Origin of the sequence: Vibrio spartinae, from assembly GCF_024347135.1 — a bacterium.
Classification (GTDB): Bacteria; Pseudomonadota; Gammaproteobacteria; order Enterobacterales; family Vibrionaceae; genus Vibrio; species Vibrio spartinae.
The window spans coordinates 3588966-3607665 of sequence record NZ_AP024907.1 but is presented as its reverse complement, the minus strand read 5'-3'; the positions used below and the strand labels follow the sequence as shown (position 1 = coordinate 3607665).

11 protein-coding genes are annotated in these 18700 nt (G+C 45.5%); 5 read left to right on the top strand and 6 right to left on the bottom strand.

Features of this window, described 5'->3' with window-relative positions; genetic code table 11:
- Positions 1-148 precede the first annotated feature (148 nt).
- Positions 149-4180, top strand: coding sequence for a DNA-directed RNA polymerase subunit beta (rpoB, locus tag OCU60_RS16065; protein WP_074372912.1), 4032 nt, complete (start codon positions 149-151; stop codon positions 4178-4180).
- An 81-nt stretch (positions 4181-4261) separates the two neighbouring features.
- Positions 4262-8464 carry a DNA-directed RNA polymerase subunit beta' gene (gene rpoC / locus OCU60_RS16060; protein ID WP_074372913.1) on the top strand — a complete coding sequence of 1401 codons (4203 nt, stop codon included), beginning with the start codon at positions 4262-4264 and terminating at the stop codon, positions 8462-8464.
- A 101-nt stretch (positions 8465-8565) separates the two neighbouring features.
- On the opposite strand, the gene OCU60_RS16055 is transcribed toward rpoC, so the two are convergent.
- On the bottom strand, positions 8566-9060 hold the full coding sequence (locus OCU60_RS16055; protein ID WP_074372914.1) for an Rsd/AlgQ family anti-sigma factor: 495 nt from the start codon (positions 9058-9060) through the stop codon (positions 8566-8568).
- A 164-nt stretch (positions 9061-9224) separates the two neighbouring features.
- On the opposite strand from OCU60_RS16055, the gene nudC reads away from it, so the two are divergent.
- From nudC to OCU60_RS16040, 3 genes are all read left to right on the top strand, one after another.
- Positions 9225-10013, top strand: a complete 789-nt coding sequence (nudC, locus tag OCU60_RS16050) for an NAD(+) diphosphatase (protein ID WP_074372915.1) — start codon at positions 9225-9227, stop codon at positions 10011-10013.
- A 237-nt stretch (positions 10014-10250) separates the two neighbouring features.
- A complete protein-coding gene (hemE, locus tag OCU60_RS16045) occupies positions 10251-11315 on the top strand; it encodes a uroporphyrinogen decarboxylase (protein ID WP_074372916.1) in 1065 nt (354 codons plus the stop codon).
- Positions 11316-11391: 76 nt separating this feature from the next.
- The gene (locus tag OCU60_RS16040) at positions 11392-12030 is read left to right on the top strand and encodes a TetR/AcrR family transcriptional regulator (RefSeq protein WP_074372939.1); all 639 of its coding nucleotides are present in this window, start codon (positions 11392-11394) and stop codon (positions 12028-12030) included.
- Positions 12031-12115: 85 nt separating this feature from the next.
- On the opposite strand, the gene OCU60_RS16035 is transcribed toward OCU60_RS16040, so the two are convergent.
- From OCU60_RS16035 to asd, 5 genes are all read right to left on the bottom strand, one after another.
- Positions 12116-13249, bottom strand: coding sequence for a murein hydrolase activator EnvC family protein (locus OCU60_RS16035; RefSeq protein ID WP_370738678.1), 1134 nt, complete (start codon positions 13247-13249; stop codon positions 12116-12118).
- A 185-nt stretch (positions 13250-13434) separates the two neighbouring features.
- The gene (gpmM, locus tag OCU60_RS16030; protein WP_074372917.1) at positions 13435-14964 is read right to left on the bottom strand and encodes a 2,3-bisphosphoglycerate-independent phosphoglycerate mutase; all 1530 of its coding nucleotides are present in this window, start codon (positions 14962-14964) and stop codon (positions 13435-13437) included.
- A 182-nt stretch (positions 14965-15146) separates the two neighbouring features.
- The gene (locus OCU60_RS16025; protein ID WP_074372918.1) at positions 15147-16028 is read right to left on the bottom strand and encodes a DMT family transporter; all 882 of its coding nucleotides are present in this window, start codon (positions 16026-16028) and stop codon (positions 15147-15149) included.
- Between the two features lie 212 nt (positions 16029-16240).
- Positions 16241-17656: an SLC13 family permease gene (locus OCU60_RS16020; protein ID WP_074372919.1), complete on the bottom strand. Its 1416-nt coding sequence runs from the start codon at positions 17654-17656 to the stop codon at positions 16241-16243.
- A gap of 152 nt (positions 17657-17808) precedes the next feature.
- Positions 17809-18666 carry an archaetidylserine decarboxylase gene (gene asd / locus OCU60_RS16015; RefSeq protein ID WP_074372941.1) on the bottom strand — a complete coding sequence of 286 codons (858 nt, stop codon included), beginning with the start codon at positions 18664-18666 and terminating at the stop codon, positions 17809-17811.
- Positions 18667-18700 lie beyond the last annotated feature (34 nt).

The window sequence follows — 18700 nt, the reverse complement described above, 5'->3', positions numbered from 1 at the left end:
TGTTTAGTCATTCGACATCCGTGCAAAAAAACGTTTATCTCAACGTGGTTAGACGTCACTACAGTAAACAGTTAGTTAGTCACTGCCGTTTCCCCTTTAATGCAAAGGTGGGCAGTTTGGGTCACTTATCAGCGAGCTGAGGAACCCCATGGTTTACTCCTATACCGAGAAAAAGCGCATCCGCAAGGACTTTGGTACTCGTCCACAAGTGTTGGACATTCCATACCTGCTATCGATCCAGCTCGATTCGTTCGACAAATTTATCGAACAGGATCCTGAAGGACAATATGGTCTAGAGGCTGCTTTTCGTTCTGTGTTTCCTATCCAGAGCTATAATGGCAACTCTGAGCTGCAATACGTTAGCTACCGTCTTGGTGAGCCAGTTTTTGATGTTAAAGAATGTCAAATTCGTGGTGTAACTTATTCAAAGCCTCTGCGTGTAAAACTACGCTTGGTTATTTTTGATAAAGACGCACCAGCGGGTACTGTCAAAGATATTAAAGAACAAGAAGTCTACATGGGTGAAATCCCACTCATGACAGATAATGGTACTTTTGTAATTAATGGTACTGAGAGGGTTATCGTATCCCAGCTGCACCGAAGCCCCGGCGTGTTCTTCGACAGCGATAAGGGTAAGACCCACTCATCTGGAAAAGTCCTTTATAACGCACGAATCATTCCTTACCGTGGTTCTTGGCTTGATTTCGAATTCGATCCGAAAGATAACTTGTATGTTCGTATCGACCGTCGTCGCAAACTACCAGCTTCTATTATTCTGCGTGCGTTAGGGAAAACAACAGAAGAGATTTTGGATATTTTCTTCGAAAAAATACATTTCGAAGTGAAAGATCAAACGCTGATGATGGCTTTGATTCCTGAACGTTTACGTGGCGAAACTGCCAGCTTTGATGTCGAAGCAAACGGAAAGGTTTATATCGAAAAAGGACGTCGCGTTACTGCTCGTCATATTCGTCAGCTGGAAAAAGACGCCGTTGAATTTATCGAAGTACCTGTCGAATATATTGTCGGCAAGGTCACAGCGAAAGATTACGTGAACGAAGCGACGGGAGAGCTAATTATTGCAGCAAACCAAGAGCTGAGTCTTGAAGTGCTAGCAAATCTCTCTCAAGCGAGTTACAAGAAGATTGAGGTTCTATATACGAATGACCTTGATCATGGCTCATTTATGTCAGATACGTTGCGTGTCGACAGCACGACTGATCGTATTTCAGCACTTGTTGAAATCTATCGAATGATGCGCCCTGGTGAGCCACCAACAAAAGAAGCCGCAGAAACACTGTTTGACAGTCTGTTCTTCTCTGAAGACCGTTATGATCTTTCAACGGTTGGACGGATGAAGTTCAATAGTTCTATTGAGCGGAATGATGCTGAAAATCTCGGGACGCTTGACGAATTCGATATCATTGAAGTAATGAGAAAACTGATCGCGATCCGTAATGGTATCGGTGAAGTTGATGATATAGACCACTTGGGTAACCGTCGTATTCGTAGCGTCGGTGAAATGGCTGAAAACCAATTCCGGGTTGGTCTTGTTCGTGTTGAGCGTGCGGTAAAAGAACGTTTAAGTCTGGGTGATCTAGACAACGTGATGCCTCAAGATCTGATCAATGCCAAGCCAATTTCGGCAGCAGTGAAAGAGTTCTTCGGTTCTTCTCAGCTATCTCAATTTATGGACCAGAACAACCCACTGTCAGAAGTAACGCATAAGCGTCGTATTTCTGCATTAGGTCCTGGTGGTCTGACGCGTGAGCGTGCAGGTTTTGAAGTCCGTGACGTTCACGTGACTCACTATGGACGTTTATGTCCGATTGAAACACCAGAAGGACCAAACATCGGTCTGATCAACTCCTTGTCTGCATTTGCACGCTGTAATGAATATGGTTTCCTTGAGACTCCATACCGTCGTGTTGTTGATGGGATTGTGACGGATGACGTGGAATATTTATCTGCGATCGAAGAAGGTCAGTTCGTGATTGCTCAGGCAAACGCCAAACTGACTGACGAAGGGACTTTTGCCGATGAATTGATCACTGCTCGTCAGAAAGGTGAATCAGGTCTGCACCCTCGTGAACACGTCAACTATATGGACGTTGCGACAAACCAAGTCGTATCAATTGCGGCGTCGTTGATCCCATTCCTTGAGCACGATGATGCGAACCGTGCCTTGATGGGGGCGAACATGCAACGTCAGGCGGTACCAACACTTCGTGCTGATAAGCCGTTGGTCGGTACTGGTATTGAACGTAATGTTGCTGTGGACTCGGGTGTGACTGCGGTTGCCAAACGTGGTGGTCATGTTCAGTCTGTAGATGCTTCTCGCATTGTGATCAAAGTCAATGAAGATGAGTTGATCCCAGGCGAAGCAGGGATTGATATCTATAACCTCACCAAATACACGCGTTCTAACCAAAACACATGTATTAACCAGCGTCCTTGTGTGATGCCAGGTGAACCTGTGGCGCGTGGTGATGTGCTTGCTGATGGTCCTTCAACAGATTTGGGTGAACTTGCGCTTGGGCAGAATATGCGTATCGCATTCATGCCTTGGAATGGTTATAACTTCGAGGACTCGATCCTTGTTTCTGAGCGTGTTGTTCAGGAAGATCGGTTTACAACCATTCACATTCAGGAACTTTCTTGTGTCGCTCGTGATACGAAGCTAGGTTCTGAAGAGATCACTGCGGATATTCCAAACGTCGGTGAAGCTGCACTATCCAAACTGGATGAGTCTGGGATTGTCTACATCGGTGCTGAAGTTAAAGGCGGCGACATTCTGGTTGGTAAAGTGACGCCAAAAGGCGAAACGCAACTGACACCGGAAGAAAAACTACTCCGAGCAATCTTTGGTGAGAAAGCTTCAGACGTTAAAGATACTTCATTGCGCGTACCTAATTCAGTTTCAGGAACGATTATCGATGTTCAAGTCTTCACGCGTGATGGCGTTGAGAAAGATAAGCGTGCACTTGAAATCGAACAGATGCAGTTAAAAGAAGCGAAAAAAGACCTGACAGAAGAGTTCCAAATTCTGGAAGGTGGTTTGCTTGCCCGTGTGAAAGCGGTATTGCTGTCTGGTGGTTATTCTGAAGCGAAGCTTAATTCGATTGAACGCAAGAAATGGCTGGAACAAACGCTGGAAGATGATGAGCTTCAGTCACAACTTGAGCAGCTTGCTGAGCAATGGGATGAACTGAAAGCCGATTTCGATAAGAAATTTGAAGCGAAGCGCCGTAAGATCATTCAGGGTGATGACCTCGCCCCAGGTGTTCTGAAAATCGTTAAAGTTTATTTAGCGGTCAAACGTCGTATCCAGCCGGGTGATAAAATGGCCGGTCGTCATGGTAACAAAGGGGTTATCTCCAAGATTAACCCTGTAGAAGATATGCCATATGACGAAAACGGTCGTCCAGTTGATATCGTACTCAACCCTCTGGGTGTACCATCACGGATGAACATCGGTCAGATCCTTGAAGTTCACTTAGGTGCAGCTGCGAAGGGGATTGGTGACAAAGTCAACCAGATGGTTAAAGAGCAGCAAGAGATTGCGAAACTACGTGAATTCTTGCAGGAAGTTTATGCGTTAGGTAATGACATTCGTCAGAAAGTGGATATTTCTGCCCTTTCAGATGAAGACATTCGTACTCTAGCGAATAACTTACGCAACGGTCTTCCAGTCGCTACGCCTGTATTCGACGGTGCAACAGAGCCAGAAATCAAGCAACTGCTGAAATTAGCAGATCTGCCTGAGTCCGGTCAGTTGACATTGTTTGATGGCCGTACCGGTGATTCTTTTGAGCGTCCGGTTACTGTTGGCTATATGTATATGCTGAAACTGAACCACTTAGTTGACGATAAGATGCATGCTCGTTCTACGGGATCTTACAGCCTTGTCACTCAGCAACCGCTTGGTGGTAAAGCTCAGTTCGGTGGTCAACGATTCGGTGAGATGGAGGTGTGGGCACTTGAAGCTTATGGTGCTGCTTATACACTTCAAGAAATGCTGACGGTGAAATCGGATGACGTGAATGGTCGTACGAAGATGTATAAAAACATCGTTGACGGCAATCACAGCATGGAACCGGGTATGCCTGAATCGTTCAACGTATTGTTGAAAGAGATTCGCTCACTGGGTATCAACATTGAGCTAGAAGACGAAGAGTAATTCTATTCTTGAGTTATAGAATAGAGTTATCTGGTGGAAAGGCGCGACCTCGCGCCTTTTAACTCCTTACAGGAGCTGATTGTGAAAGACTTATTAAACTTTCTGAAAGCACAGCACAAGACCGAAGAATTTGATGCAATCAAAATCGGTCTTTCTTCACCTGATATGATCCGTTCATGGTCATTTGGTGAAGTGAAAAAACCTGAAACTATCAACTACCGGACGTTCAAACCGGAGCGTGACGGTTTGTTTTGTGCGCGTATTTTTGGTCCGGTAAAAGACTATGAGTGTCTTTGCGGAAAGTACAAGCGTTTGAAACACCGTGGTGTGATTTGTGAAAAATGTGGTGTTGAAGTCACGCAGACTAAAGTTCGCCGTGACCGCATGGGACACATTGAACTGGCGTCTCCAGTTGCTCACATCTGGTTTCTGAAATCGCTTCCGTCTCGTATCGGCCTGTTAATGGATATGCCGCTGCGTGATATCGAGCGTGTACTTTATTTTGAAATGTATGTCGTTACCGAACCCGGTATGACCGATCTGGAAAAAAGTCAGTTGCTGACTGAAGAAGAATATCTGGATCGGCTGGAAGAATGGGGCGACGAATTTACAGCGAAAATGGGCGCTGAAGCCATTAAGGACCTGTTAGGTTCAATGGATATGCACCATGAAACTGAAGTCATGCGTGAAGAGTTAAATACAACAAACTCTGAAACAAAGCGTAAAAAAGTGACGAAACGTTTGAAGCTGGTTGAAGCCTTTCTCTCTTCAGGAAACAACCCTGAGTGGATGATTCTGACCGTGCTTCCCGTTTTGCCACCGGATTTACGTCCTTTGGTGCCTTTGGATGGCGGTCGTTTTGCGACCTCTGATCTAAATGATTTATATCGTCGCGTGATTAACCGTAACAACCGTTTGAAGCGTCTGCTTGAGCTTGCTGCTCCGGATATTATTGTCCGTAACGAAAAACGGATGCTACAGGAATCAGTTGATGCATTGCTAGATAACGGACGTCGTGGACGTGCGATTACTGGCTCGAACAAGCGTCCACTGAAATCACTTGCGGATATGATCAAAGGTAAGCAAGGTCGTTTCCGTCAAAACCTGCTGGGTAAACGTGTTGACTACTCGGGTCGTTCTGTTATCACCGTTGGTCCATACCTGCGTTTGCATCAGTGTGGTCTGCCGAAGAAAATGGCTTTGGAACTGTTTAAACCATTTATCTACAGCAAGTTAGAAACGCGTGGTCTGGCGACAACGATCAAAGCTGCGAAGAAAATGGTTGAGCGTGAAGAGCCAGTCGTATGGGATATTCTGGATGAAGTCATTCGTGAACACCCTGTACTTCTGAACCGTGCGCCAACACTACACCGTTTGGGGATTCAGGCTTTTGAACCTGTTTTGATCGAAGGGAAAGCGATTCAGCTACACCCACTTGTGTGTGCGGCTTATAACGCGGACTTCGATGGCGACCAAATGGCGGTTCACGTACCATTGACACTCGAAGCACAGCTTGAAGCGCGTACGCTGATGATGTCAACCAACAACATTCTGTCGCCAGCATCTGGTGATCCAATCATCGTACCGTCACAGGACGTTGTTTTGGGTCTCTACTATATGACGCGTGATAAGGTTAATGCACCGGGTGAGGGAATGTACCTTGCCGGTCCTAAGGAAGCAGAGAAAGCATATCGCACTAAGTCTGCTGCGCTCCATGCACGTGTTAAAGTCCGCATCACAGAAACTATCCGTGATGAGGATGGCCATGAAACGACAGAAACGAAAATGGTTGATACGACCATCGGTCGTGCAATGTTGTGGCAAATTGTGCCGAGAGGTCTGCCATATAGCCTGGTCAACCAAAAGCTGGGTAAGAAGCAGATTTCTAATCTGTTAAACGAGGCTTATCGTAAACTGGGTCTGAAAGACACCGTAATCTTCGCTGACCAGATTATGTATACAGGTTTTGCTTATGCGGCACTGTCTGGCGTTTCTGTCGGTATCGACGATATGGTTGTACCGCCAGCGAAATATACAGAGATTTCTGAAGCAGAAGAAGAAGTTCGCGAAATTCAGGAGCAATTCCAATCTGGTCTTGTGACTGCTGGTGAACGTTATAACAAGGTGATCGATATCTGGGCTTCAACCAACGATCGTGTTGCTAAAGCCATGATGGAAAATCTGTCTTCTGAAACGGTTATCAACCGTCAGGGTGATGAAGAGAAGCAAGAGTCATTCAATAGTATCTATATGATGGCTGACTCCGGAGCCCGGGGTTCTGCAGCTCAGATTCGTCAGTTGGCCGGTATGCGTGGTCTGATGGCTCGTCCAGATGGTTCGATCATCGAAACACCGATCACCGCGAACTTTAAAGAAGGTCTGAACGTTCTTCAGTACTTTATTTCAACGCACGGTGCTCGTAAGGGTCTGGCGGATACGGCACTGAAAACTGCGAACTCAGGTTACCTGACTCGTCGTCTGGTTGATGTGGCACAAGATGTTGTTATCACTGAGTATGACTGTGGTACGCAGGAAGGTGTCGAAATGATGCCGCATATCGAAGGTGGGGATGTTAAAGTTGCTTTGACTGAACTTGCTTTGGGTCGTGTGGTTGCAGAAGATATTCTCAAGCCAGGGACTGAAGAAATTCTGATTCCTCGTAACACATTGATCGACGAGAAATTGTGTCAGATCCTCGATGAAAACTCAGTTGATCAATTGAGAGTTCGTTCGGTTGTGACATGTGATTCTGACTTCGGCTGTTGTGCTCAATGTTATGGTCGTGATCTGGCGCGTGGCCATCTGGTGAACCAAGGTGAATCTGTAGGGGTTATCGCAGCACAATCTATCGGTGAACCGGGTACTCAGTTAACGATGCGTACGTTCCACATCGGTGGTGCAGCATCGACAGCCGCGGCAGAGAACAGTATTCAGGCGAAGAACAAAGGTTCTGTGAAACTGAATAATGCGAAATTCGTAACCAATAAAAACGGTAAGCTTGTCATTACCTCTCGTGCAACTGAACTGACGATTATCGATGAGTTCGGTCGGACGAAAGAGAAACACAAATTGCCTTACGGTTCCTTGTTGAGCAAAGCTGACGGTGACTTAGTTGACACTGGCGAAGTTGTTGCGAACTGGGAAGCGCACACCATGCCAATCATTACTGAAGTATCAGGTCGTGTTCAATATGTTGACATGATTGATGGCGTGACGGTTTCTCGTCAAATGGATGACTTAACAGGTCTGTCTTCAAGTGAAGTCACAGAAGCTGCTGCTCGTCCTTCTGCCGGTAAAGATATGCGTCCAGCAATCAAACTGGTTGATGAGCAAGGCCGTGATGTGATGATTCCTGGTACCGATATGCCAGCTCAGTACTTCCTACCGGGTAAAGCGATTGTGAACCTGGAAGATGGTGCGGAAGTTGGTGTTGGTGATACGTTGGCTCGGATTCCTCAGAAATCTGGCGGTAACCGGGATATTACCGGTGGTCTGCCTCGCGTTGCGGATCTGTTTGAAGCACGTAAACCAAAAGAACCTGCGATTCTGGCTGAGCACACAGGTACTGTGTCATTCGGTAAAGAAACGAAAGGCAAGCGCCGTTTGATTATCACGCGTGAAAGTGGTGATAATTATGAGGAAATGGTTCCTAAGCATCGTCAGTTAAACGTGTTTGAAGGTGAGAAAGTCGAGCGCGGTGACGTGATTGCCGATGGTCCAGAGTCTCCGCACGATATCTTGCGTCTGCGTGGTATCCATGCAGTTACACAGTACATTGCGAATGAAGTTCAGGATGTTTATCGCTTACAAGGCGTTAAGATTAATGACAAGCACATTGAGACGATTGTTCGTCAGATGTTACGTAAGTGTACCATTACCTTTGCTGGCGACTCTGAGTTCCTAGCAGGTGAGCAGGTAGAATATTCTCAGGTGAAAATTGCCAACCGCGAATTGGTTGCTGAAGGCAAAGAACCTGCACGTTATGAACGTGAACTGTTAGGTATTACTAAAGCATCTTTGGCAACAGAATCATTCATCTCTGCTGCATCGTTCCAAGAAACGACTCGCGTACTGACAGAAGCCGCGGTTTCTGGTAAGCGTGATGACTTACGTGGTCTGAAAGAGAACGTTATCGTTGGTCGATTGATTCCTGCTGGTACTGGTTTTGCCTACCATCAAGAACGTCATGCACGACGTGAAGCGCAGAAAGAAGGTCCATCTGCTGAACAGGCAACGGACAACTTGGCTGCATTGTTGAATGCTGGTTTTTCGTCTGATGATTAATCATTGCTAAATATGTAAAAAGGCGCCGCAAGGCGCCTTTTTTATATCAGTCTAATTTCATTTTATGTGCTCTGAGATGAATCATACGATTGAGTGAGAACTCATGCTCCGGGAGGAACAGATAAGCTGTCAGCTATCATTTGTATCAGTTCATCTTCAAGTTCAAATCGTGCCTCTAATGTTTCCCCCAAGTGAGATAAATCTCGGTCAAAACCTTCCAGATGTTCATCATTTCTGATATCCAAGTACTTATCTGCGAAATTGAGTAGGGGATCTGTTGTCTCAGCAATTGAAAAATAAGTTTGGTTGATCTCGTCCGTAGCAGTAAATCCGGTTGATTCCCATTTGGCTTTAACGGTATCGTAAATCTTAAAGTGCCCTGTGGAAATATAATCGACCAGTTTTTGGCAAAACTCATGAATATCATTGGCTGATGGGAGTTCACTGAGAGCCGCTTTGGACGTACAGGGCTGCAATGAGGCAAGTTTACAATATTGAACAAGTAACGTTTGTCGGGAGTCTAACCATTGATCAATGACATCGCTGGAACCTCCCCACTGCTCTTGTATTCTCTTGAATTTTTTAAGCATGGTCATGCCCTCATGATCTACTCCCCATAGGGAGATCCTGCTTTGGCAGTTGTGTCTAGAGACACAATATCTTATTCATACGAGAGGGTGATAACATGGTACACTTCCCACTCTGGTATGAAACTAGATTGCCAGTAAAATAGTCAGACTGCAAGGATATAGGAGCGATCATGTTAGAAAATAGTGAAGTCAGAAACGCTTATTGGTGTGTTGTTTCTGGAAGCGAACTCTGGACTGTGGATCATATGCTCCCCTTTGGAACTGCAGAGCATTGGTCTCTTCCTGAAGCTAAAGCAGTCAAGATTGCAGAATGTGACGGATACCCAGTTTTTTGGTTGAATGAAGCAGATTTGGACCAGCGTCTGCCAATGTCATCACTGAGAACATTACTGAATGTTTCTGAATCATTATTTCTTGCCGCAAGTAAGGCGGTTCAGTATGGTCACATGACACAGACACAGCGGTTCTGCTCACAATGTGGCGGACGGAATTATTTTCATCACCGCGAGTTAGCAATGCAGTGCCATGAGTGCCGGACCATTCATTATCCCCGCATCTTTCCTTGTATTATTGTTGCGGTACGTCGTGATAATGAAATTCTTTTGGCGCAACATGCCCGTCATCAGGGGGGGATGTATACTGTCATCGCCGGATTTGTTGAGGCCGGAGAAACACTGGAGCATACCGTGGCTCGGGAAATTTTTGAAGAAACGGGTATTCGAGTGAAGAATATCCGATATTTCGGTAGTCAACCCTGGGCTTTTCCTTCAAGTATGATGGTGGCTTTTCTGGCTGATTATGCATCAGGAGAAATCCTGATCGATGAACATGAAATTAGTCATGCGAACTGGTTTTCTCCGCAAAATATGCCGGAGGTTGCACCGGAAGGGACCATTGCCAGAGCATTGATAGAGCAGACGCTAGCGGATATTCGTGCGGTCAGCTCGCCAATACGATAAAAAAAACCTCCGCGTAAACGGAGGGGTAAGTAAGATGTCGTTATGAGATGTTGAGTAGCAAGTACTCTGTTTATTATTATTAATAATTTTCATTATTGAACAAATTTTTAACACTTAAGCTGAGTTGTTGCAAACAATCTGATTTTCTTTTCGTCTGGAACATGATCTCGCTTGCAAAGAATTAAAAAATTGATCTGATATAAGAAGTGATAAAAGCCCTGATTTGGAAGATAAAAAATGACTGAATTAAAGAATGATCGTTATCTGCGTGCGCTTTTGAAGCAACCCACTGATAGAACGCCAGTATGGATGATGCGCCAGGCAGGGCGTTATCTCCCTGAGTACCGTGAAGTGAGGGCTCAGGCTGGGGATTTTATGACTTTATGTAAAAATCCTGAATTGGCTTCAGAAGTCACGTTGCAACCACTACGTCGTTTCTCTCTCGATGCCGCGATTCTGTTTTCTGATATTTTGACGATTCCTGATGCAATGGGGCTCGGGCTCTATTTTGAAACAGGTGAAGGACCAAAGTTTACACATCCAATTCAATGTCGGGCAGATGTGAATAAAATTGGAGTTCCTGATCCGGAGTGTGAATTGCAGTATGTGATGAATGCTGTTCGACAAATTCGTCATGATTTACAAGGCTCTGTTCCGTTAATCGGATTCTCCGGTAGTCCGTGGACTCTCGCGACTTATATGGTAGAAGGCGGTAGTTCGAAGGCGTTTACCAAAATCAAGAAGATGATGTACGCTGAGCCAGAGACGTTACATGCGCTACTCGATAAACTTGCTGACAGCGTTATTCTATACCTGAATGCTCAAATTAAGGCGGGTGCTCAGTCAGTGATGGTGTTTGATACGTGGGGAGGTGTACTGACCCCGCGTGATTACCGTGATTTTTCGCTTCAATATATGCATAAAATCGTCGATGGTTTGATCAAAGAACACGAGGGTTATAAAGTGCCGGTCACGCTTTTCACCAAGAATGGTGGAATGTGGTTGGAACAGATTGCTGCAACCGGTTGTGATGCAATTGGACTTGATTGGACAATCAATATTGAAGACGCGAAAGCTCGTGTCGGTGAACGAGTTGCTTTGCAGGGTAATATGGATCCTTCAATGTTATATGCGCCAGCACAGCGAATTCGTGATGAAGTCGCTCAAATACTGGCAGGATTTGGTGAGGGAAGTGGGCATGTCTTCAATTTAGGACACGGCATTCATTTAGATGTGCCGCCTGAAAATGTTGATATTTTTGTGAATGCTATTCATGAGTTGTCAGTCCCTTACCACAAATAGTCTCAGCTCATTGTGGGTCTGCTTTTTTTTGATGCCATGATGAAAACGTGTAGAACTTGGTCAGATAATGCCTGATATGAAAACGAAAGATCGAATTATTTTTGCAGCGCTAGAGCTTTTTAACGAACAGGGTGAACGCACGGTTACAACAAACCATATTGCTGCTCATATCCAAATTAGCCCGGGGAATCTGTATTATCATTTTCGGAATAAGCAAGAGATTATCAGAGCGATTTTTGAGCTTTACTCTAGTGAGTTGCTTGAACGCTTTGCGCCGCCTCATGGGCATAAAGAGAGTCTGTCGCTTCTGAAACATTATTTAGATTCTATTTTTACACTGATGTGGAAATACCGCTTTTTTTACGCGAATTTGCCGGAAATTCTCCAAAGAGATGAAGAACTACATGATTCTTATATTCGCGTTCAAGACAAACTGAGACATAATTTGGTGAGTATTGTCAGTCGGTTTATCGAGATCGAGTTGCTTGAGATACCGGACTCTGAGATGGAATCTTTTGTAACGACGCTCCATATGATTACTGCGAATTGGTTGAGTTATCGTGCCGCGATGTCACAAAAAGCTCAAGTGACCGAAGAAGTCATTCATCAAGGTATGTTACATGTGATTGCGGTGGTCAAGCCGAGAGCGACAATCGGTGGCGCAGAACAGTTGCAGATACTGGAAGAAGGCGTCAGAGCGATGCATACTGAATAAATACCATCCTATCGCGTAGAATCCCCCAACTCTGGTGAAAAAGGCAGTATTGGGGGATGATTTTTTATCGTGTGGCAAAGGTGTTCTATTGTAACCAGCGAAGTGGATTCGAAGCCTTACTATTTCTACGGACTTCAAAATAGAGTGAAGGAACGGGTTGCCCTCCCGTATCGCCTGCTAGGGCGATGGTTTCTCCGGCTCTTACTTTATCGCCTTCTTTTTTGAGCAGCGTTTGGTTGAAACCATACAATGTCATGTCGCCTTTACCGTGGTCGATTAAGACGACGAGCCCATACCCGCGTAGATAATCAGAAAAAACTACACTCCCGGAGTAAACCGCTTTGACGGGTTGCCCGTATGCAGCATTGATAACAATACCTTTCCACTTAATCTGACCTGTTTGGTATGTGCCGAAACGGTGCAATAATTTTCCTTTGATCGGCCAAGGGAGTTTTCTTCTCTGGCGGGCAAAGCCATCCATCGGTACTTGGCTGCGTTTGGCAGCTTTCGCGATTTCAGCTTTGAGCCTTGATTCATTGCGCTGTAATTCCGCTAGGTAGTTTTTATCACCGGATATTCGAGAGCTGATTTTGTTGACTGTATTTTTGCGCTTTCGCTGGGTTTGCTGAAGTTGATTCCGCTTTTGTGTTTGCCGAGAAAGGAGAGATTGGATCTGTTCCTGCTCTTGCGTGAGTTGCAGTTCATGTTGAGCTAGCTGCTGCTTTGTTTGTTCTAAATTGTTAATTGTCTCCGAACGTGCTTGTGCCAGGCGTTGATAGTACTGGCTGATACGATCTTCATCGGCATCATCTTTCAGGAGACCGGACAAATGATTCGACTGTCGTGTGATGTAATAGGTATGTAGCAGCTGCTTTAATCGTTCTGACTGATCTTTCTTTTGGTGTGCCAGTGCTTTGATGCGCTCTTTTAACTGGGCCAGGTTGTGAGTTGAACGTTTGAGCTGACTTTGGGTCTGGGAGATTTGTTTCTCTAATGAAATTATCTCCAGTTCTTGACTCTTGAGTGTGTTTTGTAAGTTATCCAGCTGTTTTGTTTGAGAATCAAGTGACTGTTGCTGTCGGGATATTTCATTCTTAACCCCCTGCAACTCTTGCTTCGATGCTGCATAGCTGCAAAGAGGAAATAACAGTGTGAGGAGTAAAAGACTAATATGACGCGGTTTTAAATAACGCGAAAGTGTGAAAAATCGAATCGTCAAAAACGGCACCATGCTCTTGTATCATGCTTAATTGAAGAAGATGCCCCTCAGTATACAGAAACAATGAAGCGCCTCGACACTGAAATGTAAAAAACTTTCTCTGGCTCTAAAAATAACAGCCCTATATGTACATACAGGGCTGCTGTTTTTATTTTACGTAATTTGATTCATCAGATTATCAAAGCTTAAAACAAGACTTTCCCGGACATTTCGTCAGGAATTTCTGTCTCTGTCAGAGCAAGCATGGTTGGTGCCAGATCAGAAAGTTTTCCGTCGTCTTTGAGTTGGATTGCCTGATTGCCCACATAGATCAGCGGCACAGGCAGGTTGGTATGTGCTGTATGTGTTCCACCCGTTTCTGGGTTTACCATCATCTCTGCATTACCATGGTCTGCAGTAATAAGCAGTTGACCATCCACTTCTTTGATCGCTTCAACAACACGGCCGATACATTTATCGACGGCTTCACAAGCTTGAACCGCTGCATCGTAAACACCCGTATGACCAACCATATCGCCATTCGGATAATTACAAATAATGGCGTCAAATTTGCCAGAGCGGATTGCTGCAACCAGTTTGTCAGTTAGCTCTTCAGAACTCATTTCTGGCTGTAGATCGTAAGTCGCAACTTTTGGTGAGGCAACGAGTTGACGTTCTTCGCCTTCAAATTCGCTTTCGACACCACCATTGAAGAAGAAGGTAACGTGTGCGTATTTCTCTGTTTCAGAAATCCGGAGTTGCGTTTTTCCTGATTTAGACAGCCACTCACCGTAGGTATTGGTCAAAGACTCTGGCGGATAAGCACAGTTGAGCGGGATATCCGCTGCGTATTGCGTCAGCATGACAAACTCAGCTGCCGGGAATTTTTCCCGTTCAAAACCTGCGAAGTCTGCGACAAACGTCCGTGTGATTTCACGGGCACGGTCAGCGCGATAGTTCATGAAGATAATCGTATCACCGTCTTCGATTGCAGCCGATGCTTCATCCGCAGCCTGAATGACCGTAGCCTGAACAAACTCATCATTCTCTTCACGGGAATAGGCCGCTTCGAGACCAGCCACAGCACTGTCGTAAGTGAACTCACTTTTTGCCTGCGTCAGCAGGTCATAGGCTTTTTGTACCCGCTCCCAGTTGTTGTCACGATCCATTGCATAATAGCGTCCGACTAAGGAAGCGATTCGGCCTTTACCGAGCTTCGCGAATAGTTCGTCAAACCGTTTTAGTGAATCTTCAGCACTGCGTGGCGGTGTATCACGTCCATCAAGGAAACAATGCAGATAGATTTTTTCTGCGCCGCGTTCCGCTGCCAGTTCAACAGCAGCATAGATATGATCTTCGTGAGAGTGAACGCCACCCGGAGACATTAATCCCATCAGATGAACTGCTTTTCCAGCCGCAACGGCTTTATCAATTGCAGCAACCAGTGTTGCATTGGTTTGGAACTCACCGTCGGCAATCGCTTTGGTAATCCGAGTCAAATCTTGGTAAACAACCCGTCCGGCACCAATATTGGTATGACCAACTTCTGAATTTCCCATTTGACCATCAGGCAGGCCCACATCCAGACCGGAAGCAGAGATCAGTGTATGAGGGTTGTTGGCAATCAGACTATCCAGTACAGGGGTTTTCGCGTTGTTGATAGCGTTACTTGCGTTGTCTTCACGGTAACCCCAACCGTCAAGAATGACCAGAGCCATCGGCTTCTTGGATGACATAGTGATACCTCGTCAAATTCAAATATTTAAATGAAAAACTAACGTAATTTTACTACATTTTACACGGTGTGATGAGGGTTAAGATCAATGATTCTCCCTATCAATTCCATCCATATTACCTTACAGGTAATAAATCACACTATTTTATTCTGTTGTCTTTGTACCGCCTTGAGTACCCCGAATTAGTACACCAACATGGCCGTCCCAAGAACGGCAATGATGGCACCGCCCCAAGCAAATCGGTTCGGACGTTGTTTGGTATAGAACCATAAGATCGGCAGTAACATAATCGGAGTGGTTGATGAAAGTAGTGCAACCATTCCCACATTTCCGTCTCGGAGCGCGTATAAAATCAGTGTCATCCCCAGCGCCATCGCAAGGAAAGCATTGAGCAATGTTGTCGAAAATATTTTACGATTCATCGCTTGAGTTGGTCTTGCGATCCGAGCGCCGGATAGAAATAAAACACTGTGTGCAATAAAGGCTGAAATCATACGTAGTGCGGAAGCGGCAATCGGATCAACGGATGTCTGCATCACCGGTTTGGCCAAAATGCCACCGAGGGCCTGACAGAGTGCTGCAAGTAGCCCTAATGCGATTGCGATCCATACCTTTCCATGAATCATTTCGAGCGTACCGGGCTGAGCTTTACGGAAGAATATGGCGATCACGACACCACTAAAAACGAGCACTGAACCAAGGAACTCTCCGGTGGTCATCGTTTCCTGAAACAGGAAATAGCCAAGAATGGCAGAGAATACCGCATGGCAGGAGAAGAGTAGTCCCGCCTGTCTCGGACCCATACGGTTCATGCAAGCGAATAGTGCTGTATCGCCGATGAAGATACCGATTAAGCCGGATAACATCATCGGGATGATGTGTACGGATTCGACAGTGGTCCATCCTTGAGTGAACCAAGCAAACAATCCCAGTATGAGGGATGTACAACCCATGCGCCAACGACTATAGGAAAATGTGCCCAGATGTCGTGCCGGGGTGACAGACAATATACTGGCGATAGCCCATAAAAAAGCCGCAGCAAGTGCTAACCACTCGTAACCCATAGATGTGTCTCTATATCGAAAGTCGCAAAAAAACAGCGCATCAATATGCCTGAAGCGGATATGAAAACAAAGCAGTTTATATGGTTTATTTTAAAGCGTTTTTATGGCATTTGAGATTGTGGTGCATGACTTCGTTGACGTGTTACTCGGAAGTCAAAGTAACACGTTTCTGAGGGAAAATAATGACATGCACAAATGGGACGTATTGCCTGTCAGGTGAGTATCCAAGCCGTGGTATAGACGATGAGCAAACCAATAATACCAATGATCGTTCCGATTTTCGCCATGTCTTTACTTTCGATTAAACCTGTTGAGTAAGCCAATGAGTTGGGTGGCGTAGAAACCGGCAGGATCATCCCTAATGAGGCGGAGAATGCAACCACTACGAGCAGTCCTTGTAATCCACCGATTGCTTGCAGACTGGTCATTGAACTACCGATGGCAGCAGCGATTGGCATTAATAAGTTGGCTGTCGCGGTATTGGACATAAAATTTGCCATCAGCCAGCAAACCAGAGATAACGAAATGACCACTGACATTGGTGATAGGTTTTGATAATTGATCGAGTGAGCTAATGCTTTGGCAAGTCCCGTTTCTTCTAATCCGATTCCAATCGCGATCCCCCCTGCGACCAACCAGAGTACATCCCAGTTAATCTGTTTCAGCTCTTCTTTACCCATGATTCCCGTCAGGGTGAAAACCGCCAGTGGGATAATTGCAACCACATAGGTGTTCATGCCGTGCAGTGAGGTCGTCATCCACAATAGAATGGTGACAGCGAAAGTAATATAAACGGTCATTGCACGCCATGTGGTTTTAAATTGTCCTTCTAGATTCAGTGTCAGATGGCTTTGGGACGATGGAAAAAATTTTTGTAGTAAAAACCAGGCAATTGTCATCTGTATCAGTACGAATGGTAGTCCCATGAGCAGCCAAGATAGAAAACTAATACTATTTTCTCCGGTCAGGTATTGGAGTGCGATTGCGTTGGGTGGTGTACCGATTGGTGTGGCGATCCCCCCCGTATTGGCGGCTATCGGAATACAGAGTACCAACGCTTTGATGCCTTTATCTCCCGGCTGGGCGGACGCAACAATTGGTCCTAGTAGTGCAAGCATCATGACTGTTGTCGCTGTATTGGACATAAACATCGAAAAGCAGGCGGTAATGAGCATTAACCCGAGCATGATGAATCTGGGTTGTGTTCCGAATGGTTTTAGCAGCACGCGTGCCAGATTATTGTCCAGTTCATACTTAGAGGCAGCAATTGCCAGTGCAAATCCGCCCATGAATAATATGATGATCGGCGAGGAAAAAGCACTGAAGATGTCGGTGTAAGGAATCAGTTCGCCAAATGTATGACCTTCCGGTGGTTTACGGAACCAGTGTAAGCCCTTATTTGAAATCATAATGAGTTCAAGGGTGATGATGAGAATCGAGGTCGCGAACACAGGAACTGGCTCCAGAATCCACAAGAGGGCTGCCAGTAAGAAAATCGCCAGTAATCGATGCTGGATCAGCGTCATTTCCGGAATGGGTATCGCATCCATCGGTATCCAGAGCAGAATAAGTGGCGGCAGAAAGCAGAAAAGCAGTTTGGTGAGTTGGTTGAGATCGATTGTTTTCATAAACGACACCCATATTTAGAATCTACATATAAGGATAATTTATAGACGGGAATCGGTCTTAGAGAGAGTTAATGTTTTTGAGCATCGGTATGAGAAAAATGATGTCTGGGGGAGGGTTGCGCTCGCTATTGATGTCGCAACCCTGAGGATTACTATTTCCGGTGGGCATACACATCGCCCATTAACGTGGGCAGTGTTATATCCATCGCATCATCAAAACGGATTTGATCTTTTGCAAATAAATTGATGACGGTAGAGCCGAGTTTAAAGCGTCCCATTTCTTGCCCTTTCTTCAGGTGAACCGCTTTGTCTCCTTCTGATGGATAATCCCAACGATAAATCGAATTACCTCGTGGCGGTGTGATACAACCGTCCCAAACACATTCAATGCTGCCAACGATCGTTGCCCCAACCAGAACCTGAGCTAAAGGACCGAATGGCGTATCAAAAATACAGACAACACGTTCATTCCGGGCAAATAGATTCGGGACATTTTCGGCAGTGAGAGGGTTGACCGAAAATAAATCGCCAGGGATATAAATCATTTGCCGCAAGACACCATCACAAGGCATATGAACGCGGTGATAATCTCGTGGTGATAAATATAATGTCGCGAACCCACCACCTGCAAACTGGTCTGCCAGCTCAGCATCCCCGCCAAGGAGTTCAAGTGCGGAATAAGTGTGGCCTTTTGCCTGAATGAGTTGTCCACCGATGAGCGGACCAAACTGACTGATACAAGCATCCGCAGGGTAGACTAAGACATCGTCTCCTTCGGTGAGTGGTCTGGCCCCCGGTTTGAGCTCACGAACAAAGAAGTCATTGAAGGTTTTAAAGTGAGACGGATCCGAATGCAAGGCCTCATGCATATTGACTTGATAGTGTTTGATAAACCAGCGGATAATCGAAGTCGTCAGCATCCCGGCTTTTGCGGCAGCAAGCTTCCCCATCAGTCGCGTGAGCGCATGTTGAGGCAACCAGTATTGTAATCCAATTTTAAATTTATCCATGGTTTTCATCCAGTCTCATCGACTCCATATCAGT

Excerpts from the sequence above, each read along its gene's own strand:
- hemE (WP_074372916.1), top strand. The coding sequence starts at position 10,251 with ATGACTGAATTAAAGAATGATCGTTATCTGCGTGCGCTTTTGAAGCAA.
- asd (WP_074372941.1), bottom strand. The coding sequence starts at position 18,666 with ATGGATAAATTTAAAATTGGATTACAATACTGGTTGCCTCAACATGCG.
- OCU60_RS16025 (WP_074372918.1), bottom strand. The coding sequence starts at position 16,028 with ATGGGTTACGAGTGGTTAGCACTTGCTGCGGCTTTTTTATGGGCTATC.
- OCU60_RS16040 (WP_074372939.1), top strand. The coding sequence starts at position 11,392 with ATGAAAACGAAAGATCGAATTATTTTTGCAGCGCTAGAGCTTTTTAAC.
- gpmM (WP_074372917.1), bottom strand. The coding sequence starts at position 14,964 with ATGTCATCCAAGAAGCCGATGGCTCTGGTCATTCTTGACGGTTGGGGT.
- OCU60_RS16020 (WP_074372919.1), bottom strand. The coding sequence starts at position 17,656 with ATGAAAACAATCGATCTCAACCAACTCACCAAACTGCTTTTCTGCTTT.
- OCU60_RS16055 (WP_074372914.1), bottom strand. The coding sequence starts at position 9,060 with ATGACCATGCTTAAAAAATTCAAGAGAATACAAGAGCAGTGGGGAGGT.
- rpoB (WP_074372912.1), top strand. The coding sequence starts at position 149 with ATGGTTTACTCCTATACCGAGAAAAAGCGCATCCGCAAGGACTTTGGT.
- nudC (WP_074372915.1), top strand. The coding sequence starts at position 9,225 with ATGTTAGAAAATAGTGAAGTCAGAAACGCTTATTGGTGTGTTGTTTCT.